General features: G+C 37.5%; 21 protein-coding genes. 6 read left to right on the plus strand and 15 right to left on the minus strand.

Annotated elements, in window-relative coordinates:
• Positions 1-37: 37 nt before the first annotated feature.
• The 4 genes from RT723_RS07115 to rluD all read right to left on the minus strand — a co-directional run bounded on the left by RT723_RS07115 (position 38) and on the right by rluD (position 5,433).
• Positions 38-424 carry a SpoIIAA family protein gene (locus tag RT723_RS07115; protein ID WP_315946464.1) on the minus strand — a complete coding sequence of 129 codons (387 nt, stop codon included), beginning with the start codon at positions 422-424 and terminating at the stop codon, positions 38-40.
• Between the two features lie 321 nt (positions 425-745).
• Entirely contained in the window at positions 746-3,328 is a 2,583-nt protein-coding gene (gene clpB, locus RT723_RS07120; RefSeq protein ID WP_216054457.1) for an ATP-dependent chaperone ClpB, read from the minus strand.
• A 355-nt stretch (positions 3,329-3,683) separates the two neighbouring features.
• Positions 3,684-4,469 (minus strand): peptidoglycan editing factor PgeF, encoded by a 786-nt coding sequence (gene pgeF / locus RT723_RS07125; protein WP_315946465.1) that lies wholly within the window; start codon positions 4,467-4,469, stop codon positions 3,684-3,686.
• Positions 4,450-5,433 (minus strand): 23S rRNA pseudouridine(1911/1915/1917) synthase RluD, encoded by a 984-nt coding sequence (gene rluD / locus RT723_RS07130; RefSeq protein ID WP_315946466.1) that lies wholly within the window; start codon positions 5,431-5,433, stop codon positions 4,450-4,452. The genes pgeF and rluD overlap by 20 nt, the downstream gene beginning before the upstream one ends.
• Positions 5,434-5,554: 121 nt before the next feature.
• Here rluD and RT723_RS07135 point away from each other — a divergent pair, with 121 nt between their 5' ends.
• On the plus strand, positions 5,555-6,304 hold the full coding sequence (locus RT723_RS07135; protein WP_315946467.1) for an outer membrane protein assembly factor BamD: 750 nt from the start codon (positions 5,555-5,557) through the stop codon (positions 6,302-6,304).
• 88 nt (positions 6,305-6,392) lie between these two features.
• On the opposite strand, the gene RT723_RS07140 is transcribed toward RT723_RS07135, so the two are convergent.
• From RT723_RS07140 to RT723_RS07160, 5 genes are all read right to left on the minus strand, one after another.
• Positions 6,393-6,683: an ArsR/SmtB family transcription factor gene (locus RT723_RS07140; protein WP_216054571.1), complete on the minus strand. Its 291-nt coding sequence runs from the start codon at positions 6,681-6,683 to the stop codon at positions 6,393-6,395.
• 6 nt (positions 6,684-6,689) lie between these two features.
• On the minus strand, positions 6,690-7,064 hold the full coding sequence (locus RT723_RS07145; RefSeq protein WP_315946468.1) for a response regulator: 375 nt from the start codon (positions 7,062-7,064) through the stop codon (positions 6,690-6,692).
• A gap of 194 nt (positions 7,065-7,258) precedes the next feature.
• On the minus strand, positions 7,259-8,008 hold the full coding sequence (locus tag RT723_RS07150; protein ID WP_315946469.1) for an enoyl-CoA hydratase: 750 nt from the start codon (positions 8,006-8,008) through the stop codon (positions 7,259-7,261).
• A gap of 229 nt (positions 8,009-8,237) precedes the next feature.
• A complete protein-coding gene (locus RT723_RS07155) occupies positions 8,238-9,011 on the minus strand; it encodes a HupE/UreJ family protein (RefSeq protein WP_315946470.1) in 774 nt (257 codons plus the stop codon).
• Positions 9,011-9,439, minus strand: coding sequence for a hotdog fold thioesterase (locus RT723_RS07160; protein WP_315946471.1), 429 nt, complete (start codon positions 9,437-9,439; stop codon positions 9,011-9,013). The genes RT723_RS07155 and RT723_RS07160 overlap by 1 nt, the downstream gene beginning before the upstream one ends.
• A gap of 252 nt (positions 9,440-9,691) precedes the next feature.
• On the opposite strand from RT723_RS07160, the gene RT723_RS07165 reads away from it, so the two are divergent.
• Positions 9,692-10,198 carry a DUF3087 domain-containing protein gene (locus RT723_RS07165; protein WP_315946472.1) on the plus strand — a complete coding sequence of 169 codons (507 nt, stop codon included), beginning with the start codon at positions 9,692-9,694 and terminating at the stop codon, positions 10,196-10,198.
• 100 nt (positions 10,199-10,298) lie between these two features.
• Positions 10,299-10,973 carry a nitroreductase family protein gene (locus tag RT723_RS07170; protein WP_315946473.1) on the plus strand — a complete coding sequence of 225 codons (675 nt, stop codon included), beginning with the start codon at positions 10,299-10,301 and terminating at the stop codon, positions 10,971-10,973.
• A 75-nt stretch (positions 10,974-11,048) separates the two neighbouring features.
• On the opposite strand, the gene RT723_RS07175 is transcribed toward RT723_RS07170, so the two are convergent.
• Positions 11,049-12,176: a MalY/PatB family protein gene (locus RT723_RS07175; protein WP_315946474.1), complete on the minus strand. Its 1,128-nt coding sequence runs from the start codon at positions 12,174-12,176 to the stop codon at positions 11,049-11,051.
• A 142-nt stretch (positions 12,177-12,318) separates the two neighbouring features.
• Here RT723_RS07175 and RT723_RS07180 point away from each other — a divergent pair, with 142 nt between their 5' ends.
• Together RT723_RS07180 and RT723_RS07185 are read left to right on the plus strand one after the other, a co-directional pair.
• Positions 12,319-13,395, plus strand: coding sequence for an energy transducer TonB (locus RT723_RS07180; protein WP_315946475.1), 1,077 nt, complete (start codon positions 12,319-12,321; stop codon positions 13,393-13,395).
• A gap of 99 nt (positions 13,396-13,494) precedes the next feature.
• On the plus strand, positions 13,495-14,226 hold the full coding sequence (locus RT723_RS07185; RefSeq protein ID WP_315946476.1) for a glutathione peroxidase: 732 nt from the start codon (positions 13,495-13,497) through the stop codon (positions 14,224-14,226).
• A 95-nt stretch (positions 14,227-14,321) separates the two neighbouring features.
• Here RT723_RS07185 and RT723_RS07190 read toward each other — a convergent pair whose 3' ends face one another.
• The 3 genes from RT723_RS07190 to tkt all read right to left on the minus strand — a co-directional run bounded on the left by RT723_RS07190 (position 14,322) and on the right by tkt (position 18,679).
• Positions 14,322-15,485: a phosphoglycerate kinase gene (locus RT723_RS07190; RefSeq protein WP_216054470.1), complete on the minus strand. Its 1,164-nt coding sequence runs from the start codon at positions 15,483-15,485 to the stop codon at positions 14,322-14,324.
• A gap of 59 nt (positions 15,486-15,544) precedes the next feature.
• Positions 15,545-16,579, minus strand: a complete 1,035-nt coding sequence (gene epd, locus RT723_RS07195) for an erythrose-4-phosphate dehydrogenase (RefSeq protein ID WP_315946477.1) — start codon at positions 16,577-16,579, stop codon at positions 15,545-15,547.
• Between the two features lie 108 nt (positions 16,580-16,687).
• Complete coding sequence (tkt, locus tag RT723_RS07200) at positions 16,688-18,679, minus strand: transketolase (protein ID WP_315946478.1); 1,992 nt, start codon at positions 18,677-18,679, stop codon at positions 16,688-16,690.
• Between the two features lie 279 nt (positions 18,680-18,958).
• Between tkt and RT723_RS07205 the strand changes: the two genes are divergently transcribed.
• Positions 18,959-19,459 (plus strand): DM13 domain-containing protein, encoded by a 501-nt coding sequence (locus RT723_RS07205; RefSeq protein ID WP_315946479.1) that lies wholly within the window; start codon positions 18,959-18,961, stop codon positions 19,457-19,459.
• 80 nt (positions 19,460-19,539) lie between these two features.
• Here RT723_RS07205 and RT723_RS07210 read toward each other — a convergent pair whose 3' ends face one another.
• Together RT723_RS07210 and RT723_RS07215 are read right to left on the minus strand one after the other, a co-directional pair.
• A complete protein-coding gene (locus RT723_RS07210) occupies positions 19,540-21,708 on the minus strand; it encodes a M3 family metallopeptidase (RefSeq protein WP_315946480.1) in 2,169 nt (722 codons plus the stop codon).
• Positions 21,709-21,917: 209 nt separating this feature from the next.
• Complete coding sequence (locus tag RT723_RS07215) at positions 21,918-24,731, minus strand: M16 family metallopeptidase (RefSeq protein ID WP_315946481.1); 2,814 nt, start codon at positions 24,729-24,731, stop codon at positions 21,918-21,920.
• Positions 24,732-24,786: the final 55 nt, after the last annotated feature.

Raw genomic sequence — 24,786 nt, forward strand, 5'->3', positions numbered from 1 at the left:
TAATATTCAAACATTTGGATTAATCTAAAATGTAAGTCTATTGATTATTTTGAACCCAAGTAACCGCGTCTTGTAAATTCTCAAAATGCTGAACTTCACCTGACGTGAACCAATCTGCAATTTTTGCCGAGACCGCTAACCATTTCTGGTTACCGTAAATGGCAATTCTATGAAACTCATTGTTATGTTTAAGGCCAAGTTTAAAGTCATCCCATGCTGCTCTTAACTCCCAACCTTCAAGTTCAGAAGCATCAATTAACACATTAACTTTAGGGTCAGTTACTTGAGTTAGTGCAGAATCTAGCAGGGGTGTAATTGTTTTATAATCGTCGTGAGTAAGTTTACCAACCACTTTTAATGAAAGAAAAAAGTCATTTTCAAACCGTTCTAAGCCAATTGATAATCCATGTTTAATACTGCTCATAATAATAACTCCCAGTAAAATTAATTTTTTGGTTAAACACAACATCTAACGTAATTGAAATAGACTCTATTTCTATTAGCGTGTAAATAACGTTTAAAGCCACTCTAATTTGCACAAACAATTAAGTCAATTTGTTGCCTGTGGAGCGCTTTCTGCTTTTGCTCTGGCATCCAGCTTAGCTCTACTCTCTCCCCCCTAGGAGACGTCCGCATTTGAAATAAAAAAAGCAGCCTCAATTTAACACTCAATATGAGCATAAAACTAAAGACTGCTTCACTTCTTTTTTTTACAACTTAACAAATACGACTTATAACAGTTCTGTTATTCCACTATCACAAACTTATCATCAACAATATCCAGCACAACTTTATCTTTAGGCTTGATATTCCCTGCTAATAATTCTTGCGCTAGAGTATTTTCAATATACATTTGAATCGCACGTTTTAGTGGCCTAGCACCATAGACAGGATCAAATCCGGCATCAGCAATTTTATCTAATGCAGCCTCTGATAACTCCAATTCCACATCTTGTTCCGCTAATCGTTTACGCAAACCGGCTAATTGAATAACGGCAATCTCTTTGATTTCAGCTTTATTTAACGGGTGGAATACCACAGTGTCATCAATACGGTTGATAAATTCAGGTCTAAAGTGACTGCCAACCACGTCCATAACGGCCGCTTTCATTTGCTGATAATTACCCTCAGATTCATTAACATATAACGTTTGGATCATGTCTGATCCTAAATTAGATGTCATTATTATCACTGTGTTTCTAAAGTCTACCGTACGGCCTTTACCATCGGTTAATCTACCTTCATCCAATACTTGCAATAGAATATTAAATACATCTGGATGGGCCTTTTCAACTTCATCTAATAGAATAACTGAATAAGGTTTACGGCGAACCGCTTCGGTTAAATAGCCACCTTCTTCATATCCAACATAACCTGGAGGTGCACCAATTAAACGAGCTACTGAATGTTTTTCCATAAACTCAGACATATCTATGCGAACCATATTGTCTTCTGAGTCAAATAAGAAATGCGCCAGTGCTTTTGTAAGTTCTGTTTTACCAACCCCTGTTGGACCTAAGAATAAAAATGAACCATTAGGTCGATTTGGATCAGATAAACCAGCACGTGAACGACGAATTGCATTAGACACTGCAATGACCGCTTCTGACTGACCTACTACTTTTTTATGTAACTGATCTTCTAATAACAAGAGTTTGTCGCGTTCACTTTCAAGCATTTTGTTAATTGGAATACCTGTCCAACGTGATAACACTTCTGCAATTTCAGTCTCTGTCACTTTGTTGCGTAATAAGCTCATGCCTTGCATGTCAACTTGTGCAGATAAGTCCAGCTGCTTCTCTAATTCTGGAATTCGACCATATTGCAATTCAGACATTCGTTGCAAATCACTAGCACGACGAGCAACTTCTAAGTCCATTCTCGCCTGCTCTAGTGCTTCCTTAATATTTTGTGTTCCTGTTAACGCTGCTTTTTCTGAAATCCAAACTTCTTCTAGCTCTTTGTATTTACTATCCAAATTGGCTATTTGCTCGCGAATTATCATTAAGCGATTTTTACTTGCTTCGTCGGTTTCTTTTAATAACGCATTGTCTTCTAGTTTTAATTGAATAATTTTACGTTCTAATTTTTCTAACTCTTCAGGTTTAGAGTCTATTTGCATTCTTATGCTAGAACCCGCTTCATCAATTAAGTCAATTGCTTTATCCGGCAATTGACGATCACTTATATAACGATGTGATAACTTAGCCGCCGCAACAATTGCTGGGTCGGTAATATCTACGGAATGATGTAATTCATAACGCTCTTTTAAACCACGTAATATCGCAATGGTATCTTCTACGTTTGGCTCATCTACTTGAACTTTTTGAAAACGGCGTTCTAACGCAGCGTCTTTTTCAATATATTGTCGGTATTCATCTAATGTTGTTGCACCAACACAATGTAACTCTCCACGGGCTAATGCTGGTTTTAACATGTTACCTGCATCCATTGCGCCATCCGATTTACCCGCGCCGACCATAGTATGTATCTCATCTATGAATAAAATAACGCGGCCTTCTTCTTTATCTAATTCATTTAGAACTGACTTTAAGCGTTCTTCAAACTCGCCTTTGTATTTAGCCCCAGCAATTAAGGCTCCCAAATCTAACGATAATACACGTTTGTCTTTTAGTCCTTCAGGTACTTCACCGTTAATAATTCTTTGTGCTAAACCTTCAACAATCGCGGTTTTACCAACACCCGGCTCACCAATTAATACTGGATTATTTTTGGTTCTACGTTGCAATACTTGCACCGTCCGTCGAATTTCTTCATCGCGACCTATAACAGGATCGAGCTTACCTTGTTCAGCTCGTTCAGTTAAATCAACCGTGTATTTTTCTAATGCTTGTCTGGTGTCTTCTGCATTTTGGTCTTCAACTTTTTGACCACCGCGTAACGAGTTTATCGCATCATCGATTTTCTCTTTGGTTAAACCTAACAGCTTTAATATTTTGCCTGCTGCGCCATTGTCATCCACGAGTGCTAATAAAAATACTTCACTCGTTATAAATTTGTCTTTGCGTTGTTGGGCGAGTTTGTCACACAGATTAAGTGCTGATGCCGTGCCGCGTGCAAGTTGAATATCGCCACCAACACCTGTGACTTTTGGAATGCTTTCTAATTCTCGAGAAACCTTTGAACGTAACTCAGGGGCACTGATATGACAATGATGTAAAATCGTCATTATCGTGCTGTTCTTTTGATTCAATAGTGCCTGTAAAACATGAACTGGCTCAATATATTGGTGATCACGGCCTAACGCCAACGATTGAGCATCAGCAATAGCTTGCTGAAATTTGTTGGTTAATCTATCTAAACGCATTTTCATTGCCTCAATTGAGAGTTAATTAATATAATCTTGTTATTGTAAATTTGAGGACGTAAGTTCAAATTTCAATGGTAAAACAAAGATATAGTTTTGCAGATTGCCACAACGGTCTATGTATAACGAATACTATGGATGACGAATCGTCAACCTATAAACTGGTTACTAATTGTTCTACAAACATGATAAACAAACGCTTAGATAGAACCACTTCTGACTCAATTTATGTCTAGTTGGCCGCGCATATTCGCCGCCTAATAAACAGAAAAGATAATATTACAAACTCTAGAATAGAGTGTATTTTGGGGAAGGCCACACTATTTATTAAATGAGAGTGGCGCTTATCTATGTGTTATTGTTTGATCCATATTAGCGACGCCATACGACCAGTTTGCCCTTCTCTCCGATATGAGAAAAACAATTCAGGTTGTGAGTAAGTGCAATAATCTCCACCTGAAATATGTGTGATGCCAAGCTCGTGTAACTGCAATTTGGCGATTTGATAGATGTCAGCTAAATATTTAAATGACTTATCTTCATAGGGTACAAAACAAGCATCAAATTGGGAAGATTGGCTAACAAATTGATGACGTACATCTTCCCCAACTTCAAAAGCATTCGCGCCGATAGCTGGACCTAACCAAACATGTAGCTGATCATTTGAACTAGTCATCACATTCATCGTTTTTTCGATAATGCCATTCGCTAAACCTTTCCAACCAGCATGAATCGCGGCCACTTCAGTTGCGTCATTATTTACCACTAACAAAGGTAAACAATCTGCCGTCATTACCACACAGGTAACATAAGATTCACGGGTAAAACTGGCATCTGCGATTGGCGCGGTATCCGTAGCACATTCGTAAAAATATTGGTTAGGCAATGATAATACCGTTGAGCTATGTGTTTGTTGTAACCAAAACGGTTCAGATGGGTGTTGAACATCTTGTGACAAATAATCCCGTAAAATAGCACGGTTGGTTAGAACGTGAGATAAGTTATCACCTACATGCGTAGCAAGATTAAACGAGTTAAATGGTGTTAAGGAAACACCATTTTCTCTCGTCGTCGTCACTGCACCAATTTTATTTACCGATGCTTGCGCAAGAAACGGAAAACTAGCAGTAATCCATGTCATCTTTATGATCTTCTAAGTCTTGATTTAGAGCCGCTAACAAATTCACAAAATCATCTGGCAACGGAGCTTCAAATGTCATTTCTTCTTCAGTTACCGGATGATGGAATCGCAACATAGCTGCATGTAAAGCTTGGCGTTTGAAACCTCGCATGGTTGCCAACAACTCTTCAGATGCACCTTTTGGTGTTCTAACTCTGCCACCGTATTGAACATCACCAACCAATGGATGTTTAATATAAGACATATGAACCCTAATTTGGTGGGTACGTCCGGTTTCTAGTCTTAACCTGATGTGAGTGTGTTCACGGAATTTTTTTATCAGTCGATAGTGCGTTACTGATTCACGTCCAAATGCATTAACCGCCATATTTGTACGTTTTGTTGGGTGACGTCCAATTGGTTTATCAACCGAGCCCCCAGCAGTTAAGCGCCCTAAACATACCGCTTCGTATTCACGTGTAACTTGGCGAGCTTGTAAATCTGCCACAAGTTGCGTTTGAGCAGGTACGGTTTTAGCTACAACCATGAGTCCCGTTGTATCTTTATCCAAACGATGAACAATGCCAGCACGCGGAACTTTATCAATTTCTGGGAAATGGTATAACAACGCATTTAAAATAGTACCCGACTGATTCCCTGCACCTGGGTGCACAACTAAGTCTGTCGGTTTGTTGATTACTAAAATATCATCATCTTCATAAATGATTTCAAGTTTTATGTCTTCAGGTTGATGATGGACTTCAATATCTAATTCAGCATGAATAACAATATCTTCATCACCGTTCATTTTTAATCGAGGTTTAGAAATTATTTCACCATCGACTTGAACTTTTTCGGCTAAGATCCACTCTTTAAGTCTGCTGCGTGAATATTCAGGAAATAATTCAGCAATAACCTGATCTAAGCGTTTGCCAAATTGTTCTTCGTTTACTTGTGCTTGTAGTTCAATTGTTTGTTTTGTCATAATAAATAATTTGAATTTTGAAAGTGCATGCTAACGAAGAGTACGTTAGAATGCCGTCGATATTCGTATTCTACGCGATTTTTATGATAACGAGAAAAGAAAACTCTCCAGGTAGTAAATAATGTTTAATTTTAACACTCTTCGTCAACTGTCAATATTCACAGTTTTGTCTCTAACACTTGTAGGTTGCACCACTTCGCCAGAAGATGAAGTGGAACGTGTATCAGATAATTCTCCTAAAGCTCGATATGTCGAAGCGAAAAAATCGCTCAATGATGGCATGTATAACCGTGCTATTACTATTTTAAGCGACTTAGAGTCTAGGTACCCATTTGGTCCTTTATCTCGCCAAGTTCAACTAGATTTGATATTTGCATATTATAAATCAGGTAAGTTTGCGGAAGCTTTACCTTCAATAGACCGTTTTATCAATTTGAACCCAAACCACCCTCAGTTAGACTATGTTATCTACATGAAAGGTTTGGTGAATATGGAAACAGGGATAAACGGATTTCAAGACTTTTTTGGAATAGAGAATGCTGACAAAGACATGGTGACTTCACGCGACGCATTTAATGACTTTAATCGACTGGTGGATAATTACCCAGAAAGTAAATATATCCCTGACGCCAAAAAACGTATGATGATTTTGTTAGATAAACTGGCACACCATGAAATTGTAATTGCTGAATATTATATGCGTCGTTCTGCTTATGTCGCGGCCTTAAACCGCTGTAAATATGTATTAGAATATTACCAGCAAAGTACATCGGTAAAAGATGCGCTGACTATTATGATAAGTGCGTATGACAGTTTAGGTTTACCTGAAATGAAAGCCGATGCGGAATTGGCACTGCAAAATAATCAGTAAAATGAATCAATAAAAAAAGGAACCCTTAGGTTCCTTTTTTTATATCTGTTTGTTAATACAAATTTTTTCTTATATTAACTAGCTCAGGTTAAGAATATAATTTATGAAGTAATGCCATAACTTGCTGAGTATCTTCCCCACACAAAGAGTAATATACGGTCTGAGATTCTTTTCTGGTTTGTACAAACTTATCTTGTCTTAATATTGCTAGATGTTGAGATAAAGCCGACTGGCTGAGTTCAACTCTTTCTGCAAGGTCATTCACAGACAATTCACCGTCTAATAAATTACATAATATAAATAGTCTTTTTTCATTGGCCATTGTTTTAAGTAACTTGAGTGCTTTGGGCGCACAAGACTGCATATCTTCTAATTTCATCAATATTTACCCCTGAAACTTTTTCAAAATGGTCGTTATCTTTTTAGGAGAAAAAGGTTTAACTATAAATCCAGCAGCCCCATGAGATAGTGAGTACTTCACAATGTCTACTGTACTATGCGCCGAAACCATAACGACAAATGCATTACTTTTAATACTTCGAATTTGTTTTAATATTTCTTGGCCATCAGAGTCTGGTAATTCAATATCCAAAAACACCACATCCGGAATGTGCTGTTTAAATGCATCTAATGCATCTGCCCCACAAGAGGCTTCATAAATTTCGGTCACTTCCATATGAACCAGAGTTTGTCGTAAAAATACTCGCACAGAGCTAACATCATCAACGATGAGATAAGACAGTGAACTCAAATCTGACATTTACTTACTACTCCAGAGTAATACAAATCTAATTTATTATACCTAATAAATATATTAATAGCGTTATACAGTAATTTTACAGAGCGATAAATTAATTATCGACAAGATCACACTTCTTTAGGTTACTTTCTTATGAACCTGTTTGATATATACGATAATTGGTTAGAGAAATGGGTGAATTGGTAAACCTTTCCCTATTTCCGATTAAAGAAGGACGAGATAATTTTTTGGCTTTGTTCTGAATTTAATAAAGTTTCAAACTGGACTAATTCAGCAGCAATTGAATCTAACACACGCTTTTCAGTATTTCGTTTTAATAATTGTTTACTGGTACTAACTGCATTTTCAGGTAATTTAGTAAGTTTCAATGCGGCATCATTTGCGATGCTTAACACATCTTCTGCTGAACTGACTTTATTGATCAGCCCCACCTCTAATGCATCTTGAGCCGAGAACCTATCACCTAAAACCACCATTTCAAATGCTTTAACGTGTCCAGTTATTCTCGGCAGTATATCGCTACACCCCGCTTCTGGGCATAAACCTAGTTGGGCAAAAGGTAACTGGAACACTGAGTTATTTGCTGCATATACCAGATCACAATGTAATAACATTGTAGTCCCAATACCAATGGCTGGGCCTGCGACTGCAGCTATAATAGGCTTTTTGGTAGAGGCTATTTGATATAAAAACTGTACTGTAGGGTGTTGCTCATTTAAAGCTCCACCAGACATAAAGTCTTTTAAATCGTTACCTGCCGTAAAACAAGTTTGGCTGCCAGTTATCACTGCAACATACAAATCTGGATCGTTATCCAATAACTTTAATGCATTAGTTAATTCGCTATACATACTTAACGACAACGCATTTTTTGCAGATTCTCTTGAAATAGTAATCGTTAAAATACGATTAGCAATGGACGTTATAATATGGTTATTACCCACAATTATTGCCTTTTGAAGTTTAATTTAGAAGTCAGTTACAATTTAGTTATAAATGTAGCTAAAGCGATTAGTACGACTAATACTATGACGGTACCTAGACCGATACCTCGACTTGATGAATGCATAACATTTCCTATTTATTATTTTTGTTGGAAATTAACTCTACTGTCATAAAGCAACAGCTAAATGTATCGGAAATACATTAACTGTTGCTAGATCTGAATTCAACTTAAATATTTAATAACCTTTCAATTGTCCAATAAAGTCCAACAAAACCTATTAACACTGAGCCGGGAATTTGCACGAACATTCTATAACTTGGCTTTTTACTCCAAGAATATAAAAGTATTCCAGCTAAAGCCAAAACAGTTAACTGCCCTACTTCCACACCTATATTGAAGGCAAATAATGACGTTAAGAAAGAGTTGGAAGGCAAACCAAATTCAGTGAGTACAAAAGCAAAGCCTAAACCGTGCAACAAACCAAAAATAAAGATCATGATCAATCTTGAGGAGCCGGCTTCTGAGTTTCTGATATTTTCAAAAGCAACAAACGCAATACTTAATGCAATAAGCGGCTCGATAATATCCGCACTTATAGAAATCACCCCTGACGCGGCTAACCCCAAACTTATGCTATGCGCTAAAGTAAACGTAGTGACTTGCCATACTAGTTTTCTGAACATGATGGTGGATAAAAATAATCCAAGCACAAATAAAATGTGATCAATGCCTTTTGGAATAATATGAATAAAGCCTGAATGTAAGTATTTTACAAAGCGTTCTGACGTAGATAATCCATCAACCACATTAGCGGGCTGTGTATTGCTGTTATTATCTTTTGCTACCATAGCTGCTTTCATCTCTGGCGAGATGGTCATGGTTTTTTTATCCGTTGTTTTTACTTTTTTATTTTCCGTTTTATCCCCAGTTTCAATCGCTTGGCTGGATAAGGTCATCATGGATATAAACAGAACCAAAGTCATTATTATTGCATTTTTCATTATTTTACTACCTTAACTACAGCGACCGTCAATCGAGAAATACAGGTCATTTTATTACGTTGATCATACAGTTTTATTTCCCAAACTTGAGACGTTTTACCTTTATAAACTTGTTCAGCTCTGCCACGAACCGTTCCTTGTCGAACCCCTCGTAAATGATTTGCGTTTACCTCTTGACCAACACAATAATATTGGGCTGGGTCAATGGTTAACTGAGCTCCTATCGAACCTAACGATTCAGCGAGAACAACGTTGGCACCACCATGAACGAGTTTAAACGGTTGAAAAGTGCGATTATCAGCAGGCATAGTCCCTTCAATGTAATCCTCCCCAACTTCCGTTATTTCAATTCCTAAATGCTCCAACATAGTACCTTTGTTCCATGAATTAATGACACTCAATTCCGGAGGTGAAAACCAAATACTCATGTTATAAACAACCTTAATCACGTTTACTATTGCCGCTATATTAACGTAATTTATATCGAAATATTAATGCTTTATCGCTAATTTTGGCTTTTTCATCGAAACAAGCACTTAGTTCGTAGACTTACGTTCATTCGCTATTCACCTTAATGTATACTCAATGTTATAAAATTAGTTATATTCTAAATATTCCGTCATATTAAGTGCACAACTTAATACACAACCTATTTAATTTAATTGCTGAATAAGTGAAAAATGAAACTAGAAAACATTGATAAAACTCGATATAGAAAACATCTAAACAAAGTCATTTTGGCATGTATTGTTGGATTAATTGTACTATCCCTCTCCATTTCAACCTTAGTCATTTATCTGGTGAACGATGGTGAAAGCTCGCACTTTTGGATCAACTTTGCAGGGGTCGTAATCGCGTCAATTATTATTGGTTCTATATTAGCAAAATATAAACAACATCCTTTTATGTATGAAATTGCTTATGTGTGGGATCTAAAACAAGTCCTTAATCAAATTCATCGAAAGAGCAAAAAGATTAACTTAGCGGTTAATGAGAACGACGTAACAGCCATCGAGATTATGTACTTTTACTATAAAGCCTGTATTCAGTTATACACCTTAGATGACAATACTATTACGCTTAGTTCATTAAATATTAAAGCGGCTGAGTTAGACAGGCAAATTGCAAGCCTTAATTTAACTATAAGCACTGATAATTTCGAACGAAAAAGCTTGTCAGCTTACTAATACAAATACTGATTAACATTTTGATAAATTAACTAATCCATCCTTGCTTAACCCGTGGTTAAATCGTTAATCTATAGACGATTAATCACGGAGAGCCTCAATGAAACAACACGATTCAACCCCATTAACTGATTATATAGAATACCCTGCTGATGAAATGTTAGCCCGTTCTGAGCAGTTTTATCTCGATATCAAACGCAGACACAGTATTAGAAGTTTCAGTGACCGCCCCGTCGACCAAGTTATTATTGAAAACTGCATAAAAGCAGCTGGTACTGCACCAAGTGGCGCGAATCATCAACCGTGGCATTTCACCGCTATACATTCACATGAAGTAAAACAGCAAGTGCGAGAACAAGCAGAACAACATGAACGAGGATTTTATTCCGGCCGAGCTGGTGAAGAGTGGCTGGAAGCGTTAAAGCCTTTAGGTACTGACTCAAATAAACCTTATTTAGAACATGCTCCATGGTTAATCGCTGTGTTTAGTCAGAAAAAAGGTGGTGTGAATGCGGAAGATAAAAACACCAACTACTATGTGCACGAATCGGTAGGCATCGCCACGGGTTTCCTGATAAATGCATTACACAATGCCGGACTGGTTACCCTTACTCATACGCCAAAACCGATGCACTTCTTATCTAAAATTTGTGACCGGCCAGAAGATGAACGCCCGTATATGTTAATTATTGCAGGTTACCCTGCTGCAGATGCAAGTGTCCCAGAGCACGCTCAAACTAAAAAAACATTGGCACAGATAGCCAGTTTTTTATAAATATTGTAACCACAAAAAAGCCCTAATAATGATTAGGGCTTAACCAGAAACAACTTGGCAAACAACTATGAATGTTTATTTATTTAAACGTTCAAACGCTTGTTCTAACATACTGCGCGGACAACCAAAGTTAATACGAGTAAATTTAGGCCAGCCAAAGTCTTTACCCGGTGACGGACCCACACCTTTAGATTCCATGTAAGTATGAACATTACTAACACCTAACTCAGAACCATCAATCCAAGCTAAGAAAGTGGCTTGTGGTTTGATTATAGAAAAACCATTTAATTTTTCTACTTGTTCAACCACGTAATCCAAATTCCCCCTTAAATATTCAAGTTGCTCTTGGTGCCAATCATCACATTGAGTAAATGCAACTTCAGTTGCTACTAAGCCCATAAAATTTACCCAAGGTACAATTCCAGCACTGGCTTTAGTGAACTTCAAACGGACACTCGCATCAGGAATAATAGCGAACGATGTGCCTAAACCTGCAACATTAAAGGTTTTACTTGCTGCCATTAACGTTATGGTTTGAGAACCGATTTCAGCTAATTTCCCCGCCGGAATATGAGTAGCATTTTCATCTAAAATTAAGTCACAGTGAATTTCATCTGAACATAAAACAACGTTATGCTTTAAGCAGATAGCCTCAACCTTACTTAACTCTTCCTCTGTCATTACTGTGCCCACTGGATTCATTGGGTTACACATAATAAACAGTTTGGTTTTGGGATCAGATGCCTTTTCCTCTAACTGTGTAAAGTCTAATGTCCAACGGCCATTTTCTAAAACAGTGCCTACTTCTTCACGAATTAAATCGTTATTAGCTGGTGCTGCGAACATTGGTGGATAATTAGGTGTTTGTATTAGTACTTTATCACCCGGCTCACAGTAGGCTTTACACGCCACATTAAATGCTGGTACTACACCCGGAGTCCATACAATCCACTCTGGCTTTATTTGCCAATCGTGTTTGTCGTTTAACCAACGAACCACGGCATTAATTGCAGGCTCATATTCTCCCGGTAAATGATAACCATATACACCGTGCTCAACACGTTTCTGTAACGCTTCAACTATTGCCGGTGCGCATTTAAATTCTGAATCGGCTACCCAAAGCGGCAATATATCTTTGCCTTTATATCTTTCCCACTTAAATGAAAATGTGCCACTTCTATCTACAACTTGATCAAAACTCATAAGGCGTACCTACTCTTAAATAACATAATGCACATATAGCCATCTAAACGTCCAAAAATCAACTGTTAATTTGGCATAAGTTAATTTTGAAATTATTTTTCAAAAGGTTAAAGTAACCGCTCACATAAAAAAAGGAATTTTCATGTTATACAAATTACTATCCTCAATCTTAATCATTGCTTCTTTTCAAGGCCTTGCAAGTGAGCTTGAAACAAAACCAGATGCAGTTTCCAGATTAATTGACAGCCTTATATTAGCAACGCCAGTAAAAAGAATTGCGCCTAAATATCCCTCAAGAGCGGCACGGTCAGGTCAAGAGGGCTGGGTTCAATTAAGTTTTGTTGTATCAAAAGATGGTGACGTTGAAGACGTACTTGTATTAAACAATGCAGGTTCCAACGACTTTATTGCCGAGGCAAAAAAAGCCGTTAAGAAATGGCATTATAGTCCTGCATTAAATAGTAACGGGGATGCAATAGAATCTTGTCAAAATTCAGTTCAACTCGATTTCCGCCTAGGTAAAAGTGGAATATCTAAAAAATTCAAACGAATATTTGACCGAGCATCAACAAGTCTAGATGAAGAAAACATAACTGAATTAAAAGAATCTATCGATGATATAAATAACTACAAAAATAAAAACATATCTGATCTTGCTTGGGCACATTATTTACAATTCCGTTATTACCTATTAACTGAAAATAAAAATGAACAATACCATCATTTAAAACAAGTATCTCGCTATGCGAAACCTGCCACTAAGCAAATGAGTAGTACATTACCGGAATCTATTAGTGTAGATATTTTACATCGTTTATTTATTTTCCAATTGGAGAAACAATTATTTACTAAAGCTATGTCTACTTTTGAACTTTTAACTAAATTTGAAAACGAGGCTGCCCAACAATTTGTTAAAAGTAATAAGTCTATTATACAAAACATCCAACACTTGGTGCAGAGTGAAACGCCAATTTTAGTGCAAGGAGAATTAACAAAAAACGTATGGACACATGAGTTAATTAGAAATAGCTTTTCTATTACTAATATTCATGGCGATTTAGATAAATTAGAAGTACGTTGCCAACATAAACGAAATATTTTCACTGTCCAACCTGATAATCAATGGACTATCCCAGACTCTTGGGGACAATGTAGTGTATTAGTTGAAGGCCAAAAACACGCGAGTTTTAAATTAATCGAACTCAATCAATCTATTTAATCGATTATCAACATCCATTTTAATTAATTTTAATAATTAATGTGGCGCGTTATTATTACTACATCAGTTAACGCAATTAACAATTTTAGAGGTCATTACATGTTTAAATCAATTGAAGGTCAAACTATCCCAAACGTTACTATTCCAGTTCGTGTAGGGAACGATTGGCAATCTATCAACACAGGTGAATTATTTAAAGACAAAACGGTTGTTGTATTTTCACTACCTGGTGCATTTACCCCAACGTGTAGTTCTACTCATTTACCGCGTTATAACGAACTTGCAGCAACGTTAAATAAAAACGGCGTAGATGAGATTGTTTGTGTATCAGTCAACGACAGTTTTGTGATGAATGCTTGGGCTAAAGATCAAGAAGCTCAAAACATTACTATGTTCCCTGATGGTAATGGTGAGTTCACAGACAAGATGGGCATGATTGTTGACATGTCTCAAGTTGGTTTTGGTAAACGTTCATGGAGATATTCCATGTTAGTTAAAAATGGCGTTATCGAAAAAATGTTTATAGAGCCGCAAAAACCGGGTGACCCGTTTGAAGTTTCTGATGCGGATACTATGTTGGAATACATCAACCCAAGCGCAGCAAAACCGCAAGCGATTTCGTTATTCACAAAACCAGATTGCCCATTTTGTATAGCAGCAAAAGAAATGTTAACTAATGCTGGTTACACTTTTGAAGAAATTACATTGGGTAAAGATGCAAGCTTAACCAGTTTAAAAGCTATGACAGGCAAAGAAACGGTTCCACAAGTGTTTGTTGAAGGTAAACATATTGGTGGAAGTGAAGCACTCGCTGAATACCTAGAAAAGTAATTTAGCTCAGCTTTTAATAAGAGATACTAAAAAGCCCAAATATGAATTTTCATATTTGGGCTTTTGTTATTTCATCTTAATATTCGCATTTAATATTAAGACTTAGCGCGTTGCTCTAAAATTTCAACAGCAGGTAATACTTTACCTTCAACAAACTCTAAGAACGCACCGCCGCCGGTAGAAATATAAGAAACTTTATCCGCTAAACCATATTTATCGATAGCCGCTAGCGTATCACCGCCACCTGCCACTGAAAAAGCGTCACTGTCTGCAATGGCTTGTGCAACCACTTCTGTGCCTTTAGAAAAGTTATCAAACTCAAAAACACCACAAGGGCCATTCCATAAAATGGTTTTAGCATTTTTCAAAATGTCAGCTAATGCTTGTGCAGAGTCTGGACCCAAATCCATGATCTCTTCATTGTCTTGCACTTGGTCAACTGGCTTTATCGTGGCTACTGCTGTGTCAGAGAACTCTGTGCCAACACGAACATCTGTTACTTCTGGAATATCAAGATCGGCCATTAGTTTTTGAGCTTGTGGGATCAAGTCTTTTTCATACAAAGATTGACCAACATTATAACCACGTGCAGCAACAAATGTATTTGAGATGCCACCACCTACAATTAGTTGGTCACAGATTTTAGATAACGACTCTAATACCGTTAACTTAGTAGAAACTTTAGAACCACCAACCACAGCCACTAACGGTCTAGCTGGGTTATCTAGTGCTTTACCTAATGCTTCTAACTCAGCTGATAATAAAGGACCAGCACATGCAACAGGTGCAAACTTAGCAACACCATGAGTTGAACCTTGTGCACGATGAGCTGTACCAAATGCATCCATAACAAACACATCACATAAAGCTGCATATTGTTTGGCTAACTCATCTGTGTTTTTCTTTTCGCCAACGTTAAAACGAACATTCTCAAGAATAACAACTTCACCAGCATTAGCCGTAACGCCATTTAAGTAATCTTTTTCTAAACGAACAGGAACTGTTAATTTCTCTGTTAAATATGTAACCACAGGAGCTAATGAAAACGCTTCATCGTATTCACCTTCAACAGGACGACCAAGATGAGACATCACTAATACTTTAGCGCCTTTTTCTAACGCCAATTTAATAGTTGGTAACGCAGAGTTAATACGAACCGCTGACGTCACAACACCATCTTTAACTGGAACATTAAGGTCTTCACGAATTAATACCGTTTTGCCTTGTAAGTCTAACTCAGCCATTTTTAATACTGACATCTTTATTCCTCTTATTGATATATAAACACTAAGCTAATTAGTGGCTTATGATTTTATTATTAATTTAAATATTTTCTTAATTCTAATGTGGTGTCTAACATTCTGTTGGCAAAACCCCACTCGTTATCACACCAAGCTAACACTTTTACTAACCGTTTATGACTGACTCGTGTTTGATTGCCATCAACAATGGCTGAATGAGGGTCATGGTTAAAATCTACCGAAACCAAAGGCTCTTCGGTGTAACCTAAGATGCCACTTAATCCATTTGATAATGCTTTATTAATGGCTTGATTCACTTTGGCGATATCTACATCTGTGTTTACATAAACACTCAAATCCATCGCGGTCACATTTATCGTTGGTACACGCACAGCAATGGCTTCAAATCGGCCGGCAAATTGCGGCATAATGCGTTCTATTCCAGCAGCCAATTTAGTGTCTACTGGAATAATGCTTTGGCTTGCTGCTCGGGTTCTTCGTAAATCTGGGTGATACGCATCAATAACTTGTTGATCGTGCATCGATGAATGTATGGTCGTAATTGTGCCACTGTCTACACCAAAGGCATCGTCTAATGCTTTGATGACAGGAACAATACAGTTGGTTGTGCATGAGCCATTTGAAATAACGTTATGTTCTGAAGTCAATAAATCATGATTAATGCCGTAAATGATAGTTGCATCAATATCATTATCTGCAGGATGCGAGAATATTACTTTTTTAGCGCCTGAATCAATATGGGCTTGTCCGTCTTCTTGGCTTTTATATACCCCCGTACAATCTAAGACCACATCAACATTCAGTTGTTGCCAAGGCAACTCAGATAATTTTTTTACGCACAGTAATTCAATTTTTCTATTTTCTACCAGTAAGTTTTTATCCGTATCTAACTTAACGTCAAAACCGAATTTACCATGTGATGTATCGTATTTTAATAAATGCGCTATACCTTCAGGCTCGGCTAATTCATTTATCGCGACAATATTGATCTGAGATGCACGACCGGTTTCATAAACGGCACGTAATACATTACGACCTATTCGGCCAAAACCATTGATGGCAACATTAATCGGACGAGCTTGTTGGGTCATTAAATTTGTTCCATTGGATATTAAAACTTGGAAAGTGAGATACAAAAAGCGGGTATATCATACCCGCTTTTTCAATTTTATAAATATCGACTAACTATTAGTTTTTATTTATAACGCTTTAACCGTATTAACTACGTTCTCTACTGTAAAGCCAAAATGCTCAAGTAAAACGTTACCCGGAGCTGATTCACCAAAGGTACTCATACCAACAACGGCCCCAGAGAAACCAACATATTTAGCCCAGTAATCAACGTGTGCCGCTTCGATAGCAACACGTTTCACTACGCTATTTGGTAATACTGACTGTTTATATTCAGCATCTTGTTGATCAAATAAGTTAGTACAAGGCATAGACACAACACGGGTTTTTATCCCTTGCTCCGTTAATGCTTTTTGTGAATTTACGGCTAATTCAACTTCAGAACCGGTGGCGATTAAAATGACCTCAGGTGTGCCTTCACAATCAACAAGTACGTAACCGCCCTTCTCAATTTGTGCAACTTGCTCAGCTGTACGAGCATTTGACGGTAAACCTTGACGAGAAAATATTAGTGCTGAAGGACCGTCTGTATATTCCACTGCAGACTTCCATGCGATAGCACTTTCCGTTGCATCAGCTGGACGCCAAGTATGCATGTTTGGCGTCATACGTAAGTTAGCTACTTGTTCGATTGGTTGATGAGTTGGGCCATCTTCACCTTGACCAATTGAATCATGGGTATAAACGAAGATATTTTGTATGCCCATTAATGCTGACATGCGTACAGCGTTACGTGCGTACTCCATAAACATTAAGAAAGTTGCACCGTAGTTAATGAAACCACTGTGTAATGAAATACCATTCATTATGCCGCTCATACCAAATTCACGTACACCGTAATAAATGTAGTTACCGGCAGCGTCATCTTGAATGCCTTTAGAACCAGACCAAAGTGTTAAGTTTGAACCCGCTAAATCTGCAGAACCACCTAATAACTCAGGCAATAATGAGCCGAACATTTCAATTGTATTTTGTGATGCTTTGCGAGATGCGATTTTTTCGCCTTTCTCTTGGCACTCTAATGCGTAGGCATAAGCTTTCTCAGAGAACCCTTCTGGTAATTCACCTAAAATTACACGACGTTCAAATTCGGCAGCAAGTTCAGGATGTGCATTTTTATAGGCAACAAACTTTTCGTTCCACTCATTTTCTAATTCCGTACCATCTTCTTTAGCATCCCAACCGGCGTATACGTCTGCAGGGATTTCAAAAGGTGCATGTGGCCAATTTAACAATTCACGTGCGGCTTTAATTTCATCGTCACCTAATGGTGCGCCGTGACAGTTGTGGGTACCTTGTTTGTTTGGAGAACCAAAACCTATAGTAGTTTTACAAATGATCATTGACGGTTTGTCAGTAACCGATTGCGCTTCGGCAATCGCTGCGCTTATCGCCGCGGCATCGTGACCGTCGATGGCTTCAACAACATGCCAACCGTAAGCTTTAAAACGTGCAGAGGTATCTTCAGTAAACCAGCCTTCAACTTCACCATCAATACTGATGCCATTGTCATCATAAAAAGCAATTAATTTTCCAAGCTTCAATGTGCCAGCTAATGAACTTGCTTCATGGGAAATACCTTCCATTAAACAGCCGTCACCTAAGAAACAATAAGTGAAATGGTCAACTACATCGTGGCCTTCACGGTTAAACTGTGCCGCTAACGTTTTTTCAGCAATCGCCATACCTACGGCATTAGAAACACCTGCGCCTAGAGGACCCGTTGTGGTTTCTACACCTGGTGTATAACCGTATTCTGGATGACCTGGTGTTTTAGAATGTAATTGACGGAAGTTTTTGATTTCACCAATAGGTAAGTCATAACCTGATAAATGTAATAATGAATAAATTAACATTGATCCATGACCGTTTGATAATACAAAACGATCGCGGTCCGCCCAGTTTGGATTAGTTGGATTATGTTTTAAAAAATCATTCCACAATACTTCGGCAATATCTGCCATTCCCATAGGTGCACCTGGGTGGCCTGAGTTGGCTTGTTGCACCGCATCCATACTTAATGCCCTGATCGCATTAGCTAAGTCTCGTTTTGTCGTCATGTGAAATCCTGAAATTTTTATTATAGTGAAGTTCTGCTTGGGGCTATTTGACCTAAAAATGCCAATGAAAGCAATTACTCTAAGTGATTAACTAAGATAAAAATGAAATAAAGCAAATTATATTGATTTAACTGAATCGATTTATTTAATAAATCAACTTTGTAATTAAAAGTCTGCTTATAAGGTCTATTGATAACAACCTTGTAAATTAGTCACATTCTAATTCACGGTTATTCATTTTTACCCATAAGCGGTTCACTATATCAATTGGAGAATATTGTGATTTTTAAACACTTTATCTTAATACTAATCATCAGTTTTTTATCAGCATGCAGTAGTGGCGATCCAGATCTTGAAAAACAACCTAGCGATATCATAGAAGTTACTGATGGCTCCGATAATACAACTGATGAGGACAGCCCTGAGGTTCAATTAAGAGAATGTTCATCTGCTCATGAAATGGTGGGGCAAACAGGAGAGCTAAGCACCTTAGCTCATAGTGTTAGTGGTACCGCCACTATTTTGAATGACTGTACCATTGAAATTACCAATTTTAATTATGACGGTGGAGGCATCATCGTTGAAGTGTATGCCGGTATAAATGAAAATTATCACCCACCTATAGGGTTTGCGATCAGCGACAATATATTTGGTACTCGTTATGAAAACCAAACTTTCACCGTCCAATTGCCAGAAAATAAAACTTTGGATGATTTAAATGGTATTAGTATTTGGTGTTCGGATGTGGGAGTGAGTTTTGGGGACAGTTTATTTAATTAAATAATCTTTAAATCTATTTTGGATAAATAAAAAAGCTTCAACATTGAAGCTTTTTTATTACGTTTGTTAAAACAATTAAGTTACTTTTTAGGGATTGGAAATCCACGATCTCGCATTAATGCTTCAACTTTTGCGTCACGCCCCCTGAAAGCACGGTATGCTTCTGCTGGGTCAACGGCGTTACGCACAGAGAATAAATGATCAACTAACTTCTTGGCCATTCCTTTGTCATAATAACCGCCTGGCGCTTGCTCAAATGCTTCTGCAGCATCTGAGGTCAAAACTTCTGCCCACATGTAACCGTAATAACCCGCAGAATAACCTTCACCAGAAAACACATGTCCAAAATGCGGTGTACGGTGACGCATCACCATTTCTTTCGGCATATTCATTTCAGCTAAAGTTTCACGCTCAAATTTGTCGATATCAATACCTGTTGGATCCATTGTATGCAGTTTTAAGTCAATAATTGCAGACGCTAAATACTCCGTGGTTTTAAAGCCTTCATTAAACGTGGCTGCCTTTTTAATTTTAGCCACTAAATCTGCTGGGATTGGTTTACCTGTTTTATTATGCACTAAGTAGTTATCAATCACAGGATCAGTGGTTAACCAGCGCTCTAATAATTGAGACTGGAATTCAGTGTAATCACGAACGCCACCGTTTTGTGAAGGATACTCTACGTTTGAAGCTAAAAAGTGTAACGCATGGCCAAATTCATGGAATAAGGTTTCTGCATCTGACCAAGAGATTAACGTTGGTTTACCGGCTTCACCTTTAATGAAATTTGAATTATTTGACGCTAACACATTCGTTTTACCATCATAGCTGGTATGGCTACGATACGTTGTTGCCCATGCACCTGAACGTTTACCTTTTCTAGCGTATGGGTCTAAATACCAAACGCCAACGTGTTCATTATTTGATAGCTTTGTCACTTCCCAAACGGTGACGTCAGCAGGGTCAAATACAGGCACACTATTGTCGGTAATAGCAGTAAATTTAAAGTCAAACAATTCGCCAGCAACATAAAACATCGCGTCTCGTAAATTGTCTAGTTGTAGGTATTGCTTTACTTCGTCCGAGTCTAAATCGTATTTTGCTTTTCGTACTTTTTCGGCATAAAAACGATAATCCCAAGGAGCAATTTTGATATCAGCGCCTTCTTCATTTGCAACTGCTTGCATGTCTGCAACTTCTTGTTCCACACGTGCAATCGCTGCCGGCCAAACTGCATTCATTAATTTAAATGCATTATCAGGGTTTTTCGCCATGCGGTTTTCTAAACGCCACTGTCCATAGTTGTCATATCCCAACAATTGAACACGTTCATGACGAAGTTTTAAAATCTCAGCAATGATTTTATTATTATCAAATTCATCACCATTATCACCGCGGCTGTAATACGTATTCCAAACTTGTTCACGTAAAGCTCGTTCTGTTGAATAAGTTAAAAATGGGTCCATTGAAGAGCGCGTATTAGTAATAGCGTATTGCCCAGATTTCCCCATAGAGCTTGCTGCTGAAGCTGCCGCAGATATAACTGACTCCGGTAATCCACCTAGCTGTTCTTTGGTTAAATACGTTACATAATTTTCTTCGTCAGCTAATACATTGTTACCAAATTGGGTGTGTAATTCTGACAGTTCTAGATTAATTTCTGCGTAACGTTTTTGATCTTGTTCGTTAAGCAAGGCGCCACTACGAACAAATCCTTGGTATTGCTCGGTCACCATACGTTGCTGTTCTTTACGCAAGGTATTCATTTCATCACTTAAAAAAACATCTTTTATACGATTAAATAGTGCTTTGTTTTGATTTATTTTTGAATAGAAAGTTGATAACACTGGTGCTAGTTCACCAGCAACAGCTCTGGTTTCTGCTGTTGATTTATTTGAACGCCAAATACCATAATATGTGTAAATACGGTTTAAATCTGCTCCTGAACGCTCTATTGCCACAATAGTATTTTCAAATGTTGCGGGTTCAGAGTTACTCACAATAGCGTCAACTTCAGCTAACTTTTTAGCCATGGCTATTTCAAATGCCGGTTTAAGATCGGCAAGCTTTACGGTATCAAACGCTGGAACGCCTGAATACGGACCTGTCCACTTTGCTAAAACTGTATTATTTATTTGTTGTTCAATTTTTTTAGGATTTGACGTTTCAGATGAGTTTGAAGACTGCCCACAACCTGTAAGTCCGGCCATTAAAGCAATAGCGACAGCAATTGTTATTTTATTTTTCATGATATTCCTATTGTTATAATTATTATCATATCTAATCAGACTGTTATATTTGGAACAAGATGCAGTAAGGTAAACGTCACGTTTATCACGATGACAGCCAATGTTATAAATGCATTTTGTTTTAAACAAAAAAAACGCGATGAAAATGCTCATCGCGTTTTTGTTTATCCCGTTTTTATCTAAAGATAATTAAACTTTGTACTTAAGTATTATTTTTTTGCCGCTTTAGCAAAGTCACCAGCTGTAAAAATATTTAACTCTTTAGTAGCAATATATTTGTTAAATGCAGCATTAACCTGATCTAATGTTAATGCATTCATTTTTTCCACATATTCTGTGTACCAAGTTAAATCACGCTTAAGCTGTTTATTATCAGCTAATAAGTTAGCGATGGTGCCATCATTTGACCATGACACTCGTAGGCTTTTCAACTCACCTTCAATCGCATTATCAACTTCAGTTTGCGTAAACCCTTCAGTGGCGGCTTTTGCAACTTCTTCTTTGTACGCTGCAACCACTTTTTTCATATTTTCTGGTGCTGCTATAGCACGCATATAATATAAGCCATTTGGCTCATTGAAATCTAATTGCAGGCCTGAACCTGTACCATAGCTGTAACCTTCTTTAACACGAATACGCTGCATTAAACGTGAAGCAAAACCACTACCACCAAATATTGAATTTGCGACGGTCGCAGCATGATAATCAGGGTGTTGTTTATTTAACTCAACTCTATGACCAATAAATAACATAGAGTTGGCTTTATCTGGCGTTTCAATCCAGCTATCAATTCCTGAAATATCTTTTAAGTTGCCTTTCATCTCAACGTATTTAGCAGTGCCTTTAAGATCCGAGAATAACTTTTCGAATTTTTCTGAAAAGGTTTTCGCATCTACATCACCTACAACACCAATATGAGCATTTTTAACTGACATATGTGCTTTATGTACTTTTTGTAAACGAGCACGTGTGACTTTATTAAGAGCATCAATTTGTTGATCTAGAGTTTTGAACGCTAACGGGTGACCTTTTGGGTGACCATTAATAGATTCACGAAGCGTGGCGGCAGCGATAGCTGAAGGCTCATTTCTATTTGACTCTAGACTGGTTACCGTTGCATTTCGGTCTATGTTAATTTCAGATTCTTCAAATAAAGGAGTGGCTAGCATTTCGTGAACAAAATCTAAGGTGTCATCTAAATGCGCTTTAACCGCTTTAATACTTACATTGATAGTGCCAATCGAATTAGTACTAATATTCACTGACGCTTTAAGTTCATCTAATTTAGAAGCGATATCTTCTTTAGAGTATTTAGCATTACCGCTATATAAAAGACCGCCCATTAATTTAAAGTCTTGCTCATAACCTTTAAGTGAATCAATGTTACCAGTCGGTAATGTCATTTCGATTCGAACTTCACCACCACGTAGTTTTTTAGGATAAACACTTAACGTAGTGCCCACATTCCAATTAAATTCTTGTAAACGAGCTGTGATGTTTTCAACATTATTGTCGTATACTTCACCCGCTTCGATAGCTTCACGGCCTTTATAAGTCGCTAAAATTTCGTTGATGTCTTTAGCTGGTGTGATTTCTGCTCTTACAGGGTCTTTAGTTGGAATAAAGCGCCCTAAAGTACGATTACTTTCAATTAGATATTTCTCAGCAACACGTTGCACATCTTCTACCGTTACTTTTTCAACTAAATCGCGGAAGAAGAATATATAACGGTAATCCCCCATTGCAATAAACTCTGATAATTCCATACCAACCGAAGTTACATTTCGTAACCCGTCTTCCGTTTCTTTTAAAATAGATACTTTCGCTTGTTCAACTTCTGTGGCTGAAATTTTCTTTGTTTTAATATCTTCGGCTAATGTTAATAACGCCGTTTCCATTTCATTTATATCTTTGCCTTTAAAACCTTGAGCAATAATAGTAAGCGCTGATGGATCTTTTCTTAAATAAGAATAAGCGCCAGTACCTGATGCAACACCAGGCTCTACTAACATTTTTTGCATACGTCCACGGGCATTATCAGATAACAACTGAACTAAAACTTGAATAGCTGGCGTATCTTCATGAAGTGCTGAAGGCACATGATATTGCGCAGCAACAATAGGCACTTCGCCTGTACGACGTAAATTCACTATACGCTCACCGTCTTGTACAGGTTCTACCGTATACAGTTTTTCTATTTCAGTTGCTGGTTTAGCCAACATTCCAAATGTTTGTTCGATTAAAGCCAGTGTTTTATTTTTATCAAAACGACCTGCGATAGTTAATACCGCATTATCTGGGCGGTAGTGTTTATCGTAGAATTTACGAAGTTTGGCAAACGGAAAGTTTTCAACATCTGAGCGAGCTCCAATGGTGGAGTTTGCGTAGTTATGCCATAAATATGCTGTTGAGCCCATACGCGCACTTAACATTCTAAATGGACTATTTTCACCACGTTCCATTTCGTTACGTACAACTGTCATTTCACTTTCTAATTCAGTTTTTGAGAAGGTTGCGTTAACCATACGGTCTGCTTCCATTCCTAAAGCCCAAGCTAAGTTCTCTTCATTAGACTCGAAAAGTTCGAAGTAGTTAGTTCTATCTAACCAAGTTGTAGCATTTACTCTCATGCCACGCTTATTAAACTCTTTATCAATTTCTTTATAACTTGTAGAGCCTTTAAACAACATATGCTCTAACAAATGAGCCATACCGGTCTCACCATAATTTTCGTGGATAGAACCAACACGATAGGTAATATTCACTAATGTTTTTGGCTGTGCAGGATCTGGATATAACAACACTTTCATACCATTGGTAAGGGTATATTCATCAATCCCTTCTACATTACGAACGTATTCAATTTTAGCTGCTTGCGTTGCCATTTTGGGATTGGCTTTTACGGCTATATCTGATTCTGATGAGTTACTTGAACAAGCTGATAAAGTAAAGACTACAGCTGAAGATATTAAAGTTTTAGCTAAACTAAACCTTGGCTTTGTGAGATGAGTGATAATCGTCATTCAATAAGTTCCTATTTTAAAGTTCCCTGTTTATAAAGGATCTAAATCAATATTT

The sequence above is a fragment of the Psychrosphaera aquimarina genome, assembly GCF_032461525.1.
Lineage (GTDB): Bacteria > Pseudomonadota > Gammaproteobacteria > Enterobacterales > Alteromonadaceae > Psychrosphaera > Psychrosphaera aquimarina.

Bases quoted from the DNA above. Each gene is read 5' to 3' on its own strand.
- RT723_RS07185 (WP_315946476.1), top strand. From the start codon at position 13,495: ATGTTTAAATCAATTGAAGGTCAAACTATCCCAAACGTTACTATTCCA.
- RT723_RS07160 (WP_315946471.1), bottom strand. From the start codon at position 9,439: ATGAGTATTTGGTTTTCACCTCCGGAATTGAGTGTCATTAATTCATGG.
- RT723_RS07135 (WP_315946467.1), top strand. From the start codon at position 5,555: ATGTTTAATTTTAACACTCTTCGTCAACTGTCAATATTCACAGTTTTG.
- RT723_RS07215 (WP_315946481.1), bottom strand. From the start codon at position 24,731: ATGACGATTATCACTCATCTCACAAAGCCAAGGTTTAGTTTAGCTAAA.
- rluD (WP_315946466.1), bottom strand. From the start codon at position 5,433: ATGACAAAACAAACAATTGAACTACAAGCACAAGTAAACGAAGAACAA.
- pgeF (WP_315946465.1), bottom strand. From the start codon at position 4,469: ATGACATGGATTACTGCTAGTTTTCCGTTTCTTGCGCAAGCATCGGTA.
- RT723_RS07210 (WP_315946480.1), bottom strand. From the start codon at position 21,708: ATGAAAAATAAAATAACAATTGCTGTCGCTATTGCTTTAATGGCCGGA.
- RT723_RS07115 (WP_315946464.1), bottom strand. From the start codon at position 424: ATGAGCAGTATTAAACATGGATTATCAATTGGCTTAGAACGGTTTGAA.
- RT723_RS07145 (WP_315946468.1), bottom strand. From the start codon at position 7,064: ATGTCAGATTTGAGTTCACTGTCTTATCTCATCGTTGATGATGTTAGC.
- RT723_RS07140 (WP_216054571.1), bottom strand. From the start codon at position 6,683: ATGAAATTAGAAGATATGCAGTCTTGTGCGCCCAAAGCACTCAAGTTA.
- RT723_RS07175 (WP_315946474.1), bottom strand. From the start codon at position 12,176: ATGAGTTTTGATCAAGTTGTAGATAGAAGTGGCACATTTTCATTTAAG.
- tkt (WP_315946478.1), bottom strand. From the start codon at position 18,679: ATGACGACAAAACGAGACTTAGCTAATGCGATCAGGGCATTAAGTATG.
- RT723_RS07170 (WP_315946473.1), top strand. From the start codon at position 10,299: ATGAAACAACACGATTCAACCCCATTAACTGATTATATAGAATACCCT.
- RT723_RS07165 (WP_315946472.1), top strand. From the start codon at position 9,692: ATGAAACTAGAAAACATTGATAAAACTCGATATAGAAAACATCTAAAC.
- epd (WP_315946477.1), bottom strand. From the start codon at position 16,579: ATGACCCAACAAGCTCGTCCGATTAATGTTGCCATCAATGGTTTTGGC.
- RT723_RS07155 (WP_315946470.1), bottom strand. From the start codon at position 9,011: ATGAAAAATGCAATAATAATGACTTTGGTTCTGTTTATATCCATGATG.
- clpB (WP_216054457.1), bottom strand. From the start codon at position 3,328: ATGCGTTTAGATAGATTAACCAACAAATTTCAGCAAGCTATTGCTGAT.
- RT723_RS07190 (WP_216054470.1), bottom strand. From the start codon at position 15,485: ATGTCAGTATTAAAAATGGCTGAGTTAGACTTACAAGGCAAAACGGTA.
- RT723_RS07180 (WP_315946475.1), top strand. From the start codon at position 12,319: ATGTTATACAAATTACTATCCTCAATCTTAATCATTGCTTCTTTTCAA.